Source organism: Vogesella perlucida (genome assembly GCF_979366545.1).
In genome coordinates, this window is sequence record NZ_CEETRO010000007.1 from 136055 (window position 1) to 146663 (window position 10609).

Sequence of the window (10609 nt, forward strand, 5' to 3'; positions counted from 1 at the left end):
CTGTTTATGGCGCGAAAAAGCCGCTGCCCATGCAGCGGCTTTTTGATGGGCAAACCCAGACAATGCACCAGCGGCAATGGCAGGTGGCCAACCATACCGTAGCAGCAAGCCGACACCCCGGCACACTCAGGCGGGCATGGCAGGCCATCGTTATGGTGCATCCATGCAGCCACAAGGTTGGCCGCATAGGGTAATAACAAGGTCCACGCCAGCACGCTGTAACGCATGCTTATGCCAGCAGGGCACGGCGTGCAAACCCGTCATACGAAAACGAAAAAGCCCGGCACGCGCCGGGCTTTTCTTTTGCGGCCAACTTAGTGGCTACGCGTCTGCCAGAAGTACCGGGCAACAAAACCCGGAAAGGCAAACACCACAAACAGCGAAAAGGTTGTCACGTAGAACTGCCAGTTTTGCACGTGTACCGGGCTGATACGGCCCTCCAGCACACGTGCCAGCAAACCTAGCAGCAGGTACAGCGCTACCAGCTCCAGCAAGTGCCAGCCAAAATGCTTGTTGGCCAGTTTCTTGATGCCCGCCAGGCGCTGGGTAGCGAAAGGCAAGTTGGCCGCGATAAAGGCCAGAACGAGCAGAGTGATAACGCTGGTTTCCACGAACAGTTTCCTTGATTACAGGCTGTGAAGCGACAATTGCATCGCTTCGACACACATGGCAACCAAACGTTCCGGCACCACGCCCAGTACCAGCAAGGCCACACCGTTTACCGACAGGATCAGTTTCATGTCTACCGGCATGGTGATCGGGCTGTTGTCTTGTACTTCATCGAAGTACATCACTTTTACCGCACGCAGGTAGTAGAAAGCACCAATCAGCGACATGATCACGGCTACTACGGCCAACCATACCAGGTTGATGTTCACGATAGCCTGGATCACGGCAAACTTGGCATAGAAGCCAGCCAGCGGCGGGATACCGGCCATGGAGAACAGAGCCAGCAGCATCAGCAGGGCGTACCAGCTGTTGCGGCCATTCAGGCCTTTCAGGTCGTCCAGGGTTTCGCACTCGAAACCGGCGCGCGACAGACCCAGCAGGATGCCAAAGCCCACCAGCGTGGTCAGTACGTACACCACGGCATAGAACAGTGCCGAAGCATAGCCTTCCGGGGTGCCGGCGATCAGGCCCAGCAGCAGGAAGCCCATGTGCGAAATGGTGGAGTAAGCCAGCATGCGCTTGATATTGGTCTGTGCAATGGCAGTGATGTTACCGATCGCCATGGACAGCACCGCAATAATGATCAGCATGCCCTGCCAGTCGGCCACCATGGCACCCAGACCCTGTACCAGGATACGGATGACAAACACGAAGGCAGCCAGCTTGGGTGCAGCACCAATCATCAGCGTCAGCGCGGTTGGCGAGCCCTGGTAAACGTCCGGTACCCACATGTGGAACGGTACAGCACCCAGTTTGAACGCCAGGCCCGCTACGATGAATACCAGGCCGAATACCATCAGGGTGGTATTCGCACTACCACCGGCAACCGCTTTCGCCACGGTAGGCAGGTCCAGTGTGCCGGTCGCACCGTACACCATGGACATACCGTACAGCAGCAGGCCGGAAGCCAGCGCGCTCAGCACGAAGTACTTCATCGCGGCTTCGGTGGCTTTTACCGAGTCACGTTGCAGGGCAATCAGCGAGCAGAGCGACAGCGACAGCAGCTCCAGGCCCATGTACAGGCTGATGAAGTTACCGGCCGACACCATCAGGTTCATGCCAAGCAGCGCAAACAGCGCCAGGGTGTAGTACTCGCCCTTGAACAGGCCACGGTCTTTTACATACTGGCGGGTGTAAACCAGCACAGTCGCGGTCACGCCATACATGGCAACCTTGACGATGTCCGCCATCGGATCATCGACAAACAGCCCGCTGAGGGTAATGGTGCTGAAGGTTTCGAAAGTGGATACCTGCAGAAACGCAGCTACTGCCAGTGTCACCAGGGACAGGCCGTAGGTAATGCCGCGTTTGGCATCCGAGATAAAGAGGTCAAGCATCAGGATGACCAGCAAAGCTCCGAGCAGAAACATCTCGGGCAATGCCGGCATCAGGTTGAGATCAGCCCAATTCATTAGCGTTGTCCTTGTAAGCTTAGAGCTTGCTTTGCGCAACGTGCGCAATCAGATCGTTTACGGAGAGGTGCATCTTCTCCACAAACAGCTGCGGGTACAGACCCATGCCCAGTACCGCCAGCGCCAGGATGGCCAGCACCAGGAACTCGCGCTTGTTCACGTCTTGCATGTGTTCTACGTGGTCGTTGCCTACGTCACCGAAGATCACGCGCTTGTACATCCACAGGGTGTACGCCGCACCGAAGATCAGGGTAGTCGCAGCCAAAGCAGCAACCCAGAAGTTCACCTGAACCGCACCCATGATCACCATGAACTCACCCACGAAACCGGAGGTAGCCGGCAGGCCGGAGTTGGACATGGCAAACAGCATCATGAAAGCAGCAAAGATCGGCATCTTGTTGGCCACACCACCGTAGTCGGCAATGTTGCGGCTATGCACGCGGTCGTACATCACACCGATGCAGAAGAACATGCCGGCAGAGATGAAACCGTGCGACACCATCTGGACCAGCGCGCCTTCCAGTGCCCAGACATTCATCTGGCTACCGGTAAACAGGAACATGCCGAGGGTGACAAAACCCATGTGCGAAATGGACGAGTACGCCACCAGCTTTTTCATGTCGGTTTGTACCAGTGCCACCAAGCCGATGTACACCACGGCAACCAGCGACAGGCCTACCATGAGCGGGGCCACTTCCAGCGCAGCGTCCGGCACGATAGGCAGGGCAAACCGCAGGAAGCCATAGGCACCGATCTTCAGGGTGATGGCAGCCAGCACCATGGAACCACCGGTAGGGGCTTCCACGTGGGCATCCGGCAACCAGGTGTGGACTGGCCACATCGGTACCTTCACCGCAAACGACAGGAAGAACGCGACGAACAGCAGCAGCTGCACGTCACGCGGGATCTTGGCCAACGCCTGGAAGGCTTCGATCTCGAAAGTCTTGCCTGCCTGGAAATACAGGTAGATGAACGCTACCAGCATCAGCAGGGAACCCAGCAGGGTATACAGGAAGAACTTCACCGACGCGTATACGCGGCGCGGGCCACCCCAGATACCGATGATCAGGTACATCGGGATCAGCATGCCTTCGAAGAACACGTAGAACAGGATGGCGTCCAGTGCCGCAAAAGCACCGTTGATCAGGCCCGACATGATCAGGAAGGCAGCCATGTAGTGGCCGGCACGTTTCTGGATAACTTCCCAGCCAGCCAGTACCACCATCAGGGTGGTAAAGCTGTTCAACACGATAAACAGCATGGAAATGCCGTCTACGCCCAGGTGGTAGCGAATCCCTAGGGATTCGATCCACGGCAGGTTTTCAACAAACTGCATGCCGCCATGCAGGTTGTTGAACTGGGTAAACAGCGGCAGCGATACCAGGAACCCCGCCAGGGCACCGGCCAGTGCCAGCCAGCGTGCCAGCGTGGCACGCTGGTCACCGCCGGTGGCCAGCACCAGAAGGCCCGCCACAATCGGAGTCCAGATCACCAGACTCAAAGGATTAGAAAACATATAGATAGCCTATTTGTTAAATCGATTCCGGTAACCAACCCTAGCGCAGGATCAGCGGCTTGAACCAGTAAGTCATCAGCACCAGCACGCCCACAATCATGATGGCGGCGTAGCTATAGATGAAACCGGTTTGCAGCTTGCGAACCACGCTGGAGAAGTAGCCCACCAGACGTGCAGTGCCGTTTACCAGCAAGCCGTCAATCAGCAGCATGTCGCCGACTTTCCAGAAGAAAGTACCCAGCGCACGGGAGCCTTTGGCGAACACGGCGAAATAGATTTCGTCCAGGTAGTATTTGTTTTCCAGCAGAGCATGTACGCCGGAGCACTTCTGCTTGATGGCGGCCGGGATATGCGGCGCCTTCATGTAGAAGAACCAGGCCAGTGCCACACCGGCTGCGGCCAACCAGAACGGCAGCGTGACGAAGGCATGGGCACCCATGGCCACGGCATCATGCGCGTGGTGCATGGCCGCTTCCAGACCCGGGTGTTTTTCCAGGTTGGTGAAAATCACGCCTTTGAAGAACTCGCCACCGACCAGCGGGTGCAGGGCAAAGAAACCGATCAGCACGGACGGAATCGCCAGCATCACCAGCGGCAGGGTCACTACCCATGGCGATTCGTGCGGTTTGTCGTTCGGGCCCAGGCCATGGTGGTGGTCGTCGCCATGATCATCATCGTGGTGATGGTGATCGTGTTTCACCTCCATCCAGCGTTCCTTGCCGTGGAAAACCAGGAAGTACATGCGGAAAGAGTAGAACGCGGTAACGAATACACCGGCAATCACGGCAAAGTAGGCAAAGCCCGATGCCGACAGATTGCTGGCTTGCACCGCCAGGATGATGGAATCCTTGGAGTAGAAGCCGGAGAAGAACGGGGTACCGATCAGCGCCAGCGAGCCCAGCAGCGAAGTCAGCCAGGTAATCGGCATGTACTTGCGAAGGCCACCCATGTTGCGCATGTCCTGGTCATGGTGCATACCCATGATCACGGAACCGGCGCCCAGGAACAGCAGGGCTTTGAAGAAGGCGTGAGTCATCACGTGGAACATGGCTACCGAGTAGGCAGACGCGCCCAGCGCAACAGTCATGTACCCCAGCTGCGACAGGGTGGAGTAAGCCACCACGCGCTTGATGTCGTTCTGCACAATGCCCAGGAAGCCCATGAACAGCGCGGTAATCGAGCCCGCTACCATCACTACGTTCAGTGCGGTATCGGACATCTCGAACAGCGGGCTCATACGCGACACCATGAAGATACCGGCTGTCACCATGGTGGCAGCGTGGATCAGCGCGGAAATCGGGGTCGGGCCTTCCATGGAGTCCGGCAGCCACACGTGCAGCGGGAACTGGGCAGACTTACCCATGGCACCCACAAACAGCAGGATGCAGGTAACAGTCAGCAAAGACCATTCCACGCCCGGGATGATCTGGATGGTTTTGCTGGCCAGCGCAGGCGCGGCAGCAAACACGTCGGTGTAGTTCAGCGAACCGCCGAAATACGCCAGTACCAGACCGATACCCAGCAGGAAGCCAAAGTCACCCACACGGTTTACCAGGAACGCTTTCAGGTTGGCAAAGGTCGCCGTAGGGCGCTTGAACCAGAAACCGATCAGCAGGTAGGACACCAGGCCCACCGCTTCCCAGCCGAAGAACAGCTGGATGAAGTTGTTGGACATCACCAGCATCAGCATGGAGAAGGTAAACAGCGAGATGTAGCTGAAGAAACGCTGATAACCCGGGTCTTCGTGCATGTAGCCGATCGTGTAGATGTGCACCATCAGCGAAACGCTGGTAACCACTACCAGCATCATCGCAGTGAGGGAATCCACCAGGAAGCCGACAGAGAATTCAAAACCATTCACCGTCAACCAGGTATAGACAGGGCCATTGAATACCTGGGCGCTTCCATCAAGGAAGCCCTTCAGTACGCCAATCGAGAGTACCGCCGATACTGCCACGCCGAGAATCGTCACGACGTGAGCAGCACGGCGACCAATCGCCCATCCAAACAGGCCTGCAATGACCGACCCCACCAGAGGTGAGAGCGCAATCAGCAGGTATAAGCTCTTCATATCCATGTTTGTCGTGCTTTTTAGAATTGAAATCCGGTTTCTTTAGCCTTTGAGGCTGCCCAAGTCTTCTACGTTGATGGTGTCCAGATTACGGAACAGTACCACCAGGATCGCCAGACCGATTGCCGACTCAGCGGCAGCAACGGTCAGGATGAAGAAGACGAAAATCTGCCCTGCCGAATCCGACAAGAAGTGCGAGAAAGCGATGAAGTTGTAGTTCACCGCGAGCAGCATCAGCTCGATGGCCATCAACAGCACGATGAGGTTTTTCCGGTTCAGGAAAATACCCAGTACGCTGATGGCGAACAGGATGCCGGCCAGCACCAGGAAGTGTGTGAGTGTAAGCACGTGTCCTCCCAATCTACGGCCGTCAGGCCTGTTGCTCGTTAGAATCGGATACTGCGTCGTCCTGGCGCTTGGTAGCGGCCATTTTCACGACACGTACGCGGTCTTTGCTCTGCACGCGTACTTGTACCCCCGGATCAACATACTTGCTGTCTTTACGCTGACGGATGGTGATACCGATAGCAGCCACCATGGCTACCAGCAGAATCACGGCCGCGGCTTCAAAGGCCAGCAGGTAAGTGGTGTAAAGCTGACGACCCAGCACCTTCACGTTGCTGATCTCGCCTGCCGCTGCAGCGGCAGCAGCCGGTTTCACATCGGCCAGATGTGCTTCCGGGCTGGACAGGATCAGGACGATCTCGGCCATCATGATCAGCGCCACGGTGGCAGCCTGCGGGAAATGACGCCAGAAGCCTTCGCGCAGCTTCTCCACGTTGATGTCCAGCATCATCACCACAAACAGGAACAGCACCATGACCGCGCCAACGTAGACCAGTACCAGGGCAATCGCCAGGAACTCGGCCTGCAGCAGCAGCCAGTGGCCGGACGCAGTAAAGAAAGCCAGCACCAGGTACAGTGCAGCATGTACCGGGTTTTTAGCCGTCACGACGCGGAAACCCGCGAAGATCAGGATCGCCGACAGAATATAAAAAACGACAGCCTGAAAGCTCATGAGTCCCCCTTAGCGATACTTGGCATCGGCAGCCTTGTTGGCCGCGATTTCAGCTTCGTACTTGTCACCTACCGCCAGCAGCATCGGTTTGGTGTAGTACAGATCGCCACGTTTCTCGCCGTGATATTCGAAGATATGCGTCTCGACGATGGCATCTACCGGGCAGGCTTCTTCGCAGAAACCGCAGAAAATGCACTTGGTCAGGTCGATATCGTAGCGGCTGGTACGGCGGGTGCCGTCGTCGCGCTGTTCGGACTCGATGGTGATGGCCATGGCCGGGCACACTGCCTCGCACAACTTACAGGCGATGCAGCGCTCTTCACCGTTGGCGTAACGGCGCTGCGCATGCAGGCCGCGGAAGCGCGGTGAAATCGGCGTTTTCTCTTCCGGGAACTGAACGGTGATCTTGCGGGCAAAGAAGTGACGACCAGTCACCATCAAGCCCTGTACCAGTTCAACCAGCAGGAAGGTTTTGAAAAAATTGCGGATCATTTCCATGCTTTAAGCTCCATCACTTCCAGAGCGACAGCGGACTCAGCATCCACAGGCCCAGAACCAGAATCGACACCAGCGTTACCGGAATAAACACTTTCCAGCCCAGACGCATGATCTGGTCATAGCGATAACGCGGGAACGTAGCACGGAACCACAGGAAGCAGAACAGTACCGCGGACATCTTCACCAGCAACCAGGCAATACTGGAAGCACCCAGCGCGCCCCAGCTCGCCGGGAACGGCGACAGCCAGCCACCCAGGAACATGATGGAAGTCAGTGCTGCCACCAGGATCATGTTGGCGTATTCGGCCAGGAAGAAGATGGCAAAGGCCATACCGGAGTATTCCACGTGGAAACCGGCAACGATCTCGGACTCACCCTCGGCCACGTCAAACGGGGCACGGTTGGTTTCTGCCACACCGGATACCAGGTACACGATGAACAGCGGGAACAGCGGCAACCAGTTCCAGGAGAAGATCGAGCCACCGGCAATGCCCTGGCCTTGCTGGTTCACGATATCCACCAGGTTCAGGCTGCTGGACACCATCAGTACACCTACCAGCGCAAAGCCCATGGCCAGTTCGTAGGAAACGATCTGAGCCGAGGAACGCAGCGCACCCAGGAAGGAGTACTTGGAGTTACCCGCCCAGCCGGCCACGATCACGCCATACACACCCATGGACGTAATGGCCATGATGTACAGCAGCGAGGCGTTGATGTTGGCCAGCACCATGGTGTCGTTGAACGGGATCACCGCCCAGGCAGCCAGCGCCGGCATGATGGACAGCACCGGTGCCAGCAGGAAAAGACCCTTGCTCGACTGGGTCGGCAGGATGATTTCCTTCATCAGCAGTTTTACACCGTCAGCCAGTGGCTGCAGCAGCCCTTTCGGGCCGACGCGGTTGGGGCCGATACGGATCTGCATGTAGCCGATCACCTTGCGCTCTGCGAGCGTCAGGTAGGCCACACCAATCATCAGCGGGGCAACAATGGCCAGGATTTTCAGCAGTGTCCACACTGCCATACCGGCCTCGCTACCCAGCAAACTTTGCAGAAGTTCCATGGATTAACCTCGCTTGATCTGAATCGGTTCGAACATGCCAGCCAGCGCCTGGGTAGCAGGATGCGCCGCAGCAACGCGGACCCCCCCTTCAGCCAGCGCCTTGTCGGCACGTACTTGCAGGCTTACCGAGGCACTACCCTGCTCTACCACAACGGTGTCACCGTCGTTCAGGCCCAGACGGGCGGCATCGGCAGGGCTGATGCGCACTACCGGGGTAGCGGCGGCTTCGGTTTGCTGCAGAGACGGTGCACGGCGGCAGATCGGGTCGGCGTGGTACAGCGGTACCTCGCCCACACGTACCAGGCCGACAGCAGCCGGTGCTGCCACGTTGGCCGCAGTGGTAGCCAGTGCATTATTCAGTTTGGCGGCGATGTCACCCTTGGCCAGCAGCTCGGCACGTACGTCTTCAGCCGAATTCTGCTCGAAGCCGTCCAGGCTCAGCATATTGCCCAGCACGCGCAGTACTTTCCACGCCGGACGCGCTTCGCCTTGCGGGCGCACCACACCGTTGAAGCTCTGCAGCTTGCCTTCCATGTTCACAAAGGAACCAGCGGTTTCGGAGAACGGGGCCACTGGCAGCAGTACGTCGGCGTAGTCCAGCAGGCCGGCACCTTTATAAGCGGTCAGCGCAATCACGGTTGCTGCCTGTTTCATGGCGGCAACGGCTTGCTGGCCGTTATAGGTGTCGGCTTCGACTTCAGCGTTCAGCAGGAAGTACGCCTTGCGCGGGGCTGCCAGCATCGCGGCAGCAGACAGGCCAGCGGTGACGCTTTCGCCCAGCGGGCCATGTGCCGGGTTGGCACCGGCCAGATCGGCACCTACGCTGTTGGCCGCTTCTGCAGTGATACCGAAACGCGCGCCAGTCACACGGGACAGCTCTTGTGCCAGGGCCAGCAGCTCGGAGAAGGCCGGGTGGTGCTGCGCCACGTTGCCCAGAATCACGGCAGCGCTGTCGGTAGCGCACAGGCTGGCAGCAATGGCTTGTGCCTGCTCGCCTACGTTGGCCGCAGACAGATCCAGCGTGCTTTCCGCACCCTTGATCGACACAGCAGCCTTCAGCACCTGGGCCAGCGCATTCACCAGCGCAGCCGGGGAGACGATCAGCTTGGCGTTCAGTGTGGTAAACAGCTCGTCATCCGCTACGTGAATCACGTTCAGCTGGGTACCCTTTTTCACCGACTGGCGAATACGGGAAGCCAGCAGCGGCTGTTCCTGACGCTGCGAGGAGCCCACGACCAACAGCGACTTGGCTGCGGCCAACTCGGTGATGGAGGAACCCAGCCACAGTGCACCTTGCTGGGCAGCAGCTACGCGGCTGTCGCTGCGGCGCAGGGCGGCATCGATGTTGTTTACGCCGAAGCTACGCGCCAGCTTCTGAGCCAGGTACAGCTCTTCGGTGGTGCTGTGCGGGCTGGTCAGGAAGCCGATAGCGTCTTTGCCATGGTCGGCAGATACGCCGTTCAGGCCTTTTACGACGTATTCCAGCGCAGTCTGCCAGTCGGTTTCGTGCCACTTGCCGTCGAACTTGATCATCGGCTTGTGCAGACGCTCGGTGCTGTTCAGGCCTTCGTAGGAGAAGCGGTCACGGTCGGCCAGCCAGCATTCGTTGATGGCTTCGTTTTCCAGCGGCAGAACGCGCATGACTTCGTTCTGTTTTACCTGCACGATCAGGTTAGCACCCAGGCCGTCGTGCGGGCTCACCGACTTGCGACGCGACAGCTCCCAGGCACGGGTGCTGTAGCGGAACGGTTTGGAAGTGAGCGCGCCCACCGGGCACAGGTCGATCACGTTACCGGAGATTTCCGAATTCACGGTCTTGCCCAAGTAAGGCATGATTTCCGAGAATTCGCTACGGTTAGCCATACCGATTTCCTGGAAGCCACCGATTTCGTCGGTGAAGCGTACGCAGCGGGTGCAATGGATGCAGCGGCTCATTTCCTCGGCGGAAACCAGCGGGCCCATGTCTTTGCCTACCACAACACGCTTTTCTTCCTGGTAGCGGGAGCCGGAATTACCGTAGCCCACGGCCAGATCTTGCAGCTGGCACTCACCGCCCTGGTCGCAGATAGGGCAATCCAGCGGGTGGTTGATCAGCAGGAATTCCATGACGCCTTGCTGGGCCTTTTTGGCCAGCGGGGACGCCGTGTGCACTTTCATGCCATCTGTTACCGGCGTAGCGCAGGCAGGCAGCGGCTTAGGTGCTTTCTCGACTTCTACCAGGCACATGCGGCAGTTGGCCGCAATGGACAGCTTCTTGTGGTAGCAGAAGTGAGGGATGTAGGTACCGGCAGTATGGGCGGCATCAATAATGGTGCTGCCCTGGTTGACTGTCAGTTTTTTACCGTCGATTTCGATTTCAAGCATC

The 10609-nt window shown here is 58.1% G+C and carries 9 protein-coding genes; all 9 read right to left on the reverse strand.

The features are described from left to right. Positions 1-314: 314 nt before the first annotated feature. Genes ACZ9XP_RS11895 through nuoG form a run of 9 tightly spaced genes read right to left on the reverse strand, consistent with a single transcriptional unit; the run spans position 315 to position 10608 of the window. The gene (locus ACZ9XP_RS11895) at positions 315-611 is read right to left on the reverse strand and encodes a DUF2818 family protein (RefSeq protein ID WP_147689007.1); all 297 of its coding nucleotides are present in this window, start codon (positions 609-611) and stop codon (positions 315-317) included. Between the two features lie 15 nt (positions 612-626). Further along, positions 627-2081, reverse strand: coding sequence for an NADH-quinone oxidoreductase subunit NuoN (gene nuoN / locus ACZ9XP_RS11900; RefSeq protein ID WP_147689008.1), 1455 nt, complete (start codon positions 2079-2081; stop codon positions 627-629). Between the two features lie 19 nt (positions 2082-2100). Next, positions 2101-3597, reverse strand: a complete 1497-nt coding sequence (locus ACZ9XP_RS11905; RefSeq protein WP_147689009.1) for an NADH-quinone oxidoreductase subunit M — start codon at positions 3595-3597, stop codon at positions 2101-2103. 40 nt (positions 3598-3637) lie between these two features. Next, positions 3638-5674, reverse strand: coding sequence for an NADH-quinone oxidoreductase subunit L (nuoL, locus tag ACZ9XP_RS11910; RefSeq protein WP_147689010.1), 2037 nt, complete (start codon positions 5672-5674; stop codon positions 3638-3640). Positions 5675-5710: 36 nt separating this feature from the next. Continuing rightward, the gene (gene nuoK / locus ACZ9XP_RS11915) at positions 5711-6016 is read right to left on the reverse strand and encodes an NADH-quinone oxidoreductase subunit NuoK (RefSeq protein ID WP_147689011.1); all 306 of its coding nucleotides are present in this window, start codon (positions 6014-6016) and stop codon (positions 5711-5713) included. A 22-nt stretch (positions 6017-6038) separates the two neighbouring features. Continuing rightward, positions 6039-6686 carry an NADH-quinone oxidoreductase subunit J gene (locus ACZ9XP_RS11920; RefSeq protein ID WP_017509622.1) on the reverse strand — a complete coding sequence of 216 codons (648 nt, stop codon included), beginning with the start codon at positions 6684-6686 and terminating at the stop codon, positions 6039-6041. Between the two features lie 9 nt (positions 6687-6695). After that, positions 6696-7175 (reverse strand): NADH-quinone oxidoreductase subunit NuoI, encoded by a 480-nt coding sequence (gene nuoI, locus ACZ9XP_RS11925; protein ID WP_197693963.1) that lies wholly within the window; start codon positions 7173-7175, stop codon positions 6696-6698. Between the two features lie 22 nt (positions 7176-7197). Next, positions 7198-8244 (reverse strand): NADH-quinone oxidoreductase subunit NuoH, encoded by a 1047-nt coding sequence (gene nuoH, locus ACZ9XP_RS11930; RefSeq protein ID WP_147689012.1) that lies wholly within the window; start codon positions 8242-8244, stop codon positions 7198-7200. Positions 8245-8247: 3 nt separating this feature from the next. Next, positions 8248-10608 (reverse strand): NADH-quinone oxidoreductase subunit NuoG, encoded by a 2361-nt coding sequence (nuoG, locus tag ACZ9XP_RS11935; RefSeq protein WP_147689013.1) that lies wholly within the window; start codon positions 10606-10608, stop codon positions 8248-8250. Position 10609 lies beyond the last annotated feature (1 nt).

What these genes read in the sequence shown, in the direction of transcription:
- nuoL (WP_147689010.1), bottom strand. Translation starts at nt 5,674, where the DNA reads ATGGATATGAAGAGCTTATACCTGCTGATTGCGCTCTCACCTCTGGTG.
- ACZ9XP_RS11905 (WP_147689009.1), bottom strand. Translation starts at nt 3,597, where the DNA reads ATGTTTTCTAATCCTTTGAGTCTGGTGATCTGGACTCCGATTGTGGCG.
- nuoH (WP_147689012.1), bottom strand. Translation starts at nt 8,244, where the DNA reads ATGGAACTTCTGCAAAGTTTGCTGGGTAGCGAGGCCGGTATGGCAGTG.
- nuoG (WP_147689013.1), bottom strand. Translation starts at nt 10,608, where the DNA reads ATGCTTGAAATCGAAATCGACGGTAAAAAACTGACAGTCAACCAGGGC.
- ACZ9XP_RS11920 (WP_017509622.1), bottom strand. Translation starts at nt 6,686, where the DNA reads ATGAGCTTTCAGGCTGTCGTTTTTTATATTCTGTCGGCGATCCTGATC.
- nuoN (WP_147689008.1), bottom strand. Translation starts at nt 2,081, where the DNA reads ATGAATTGGGCTGATCTCAACCTGATGCCGGCATTGCCCGAGATGTTT.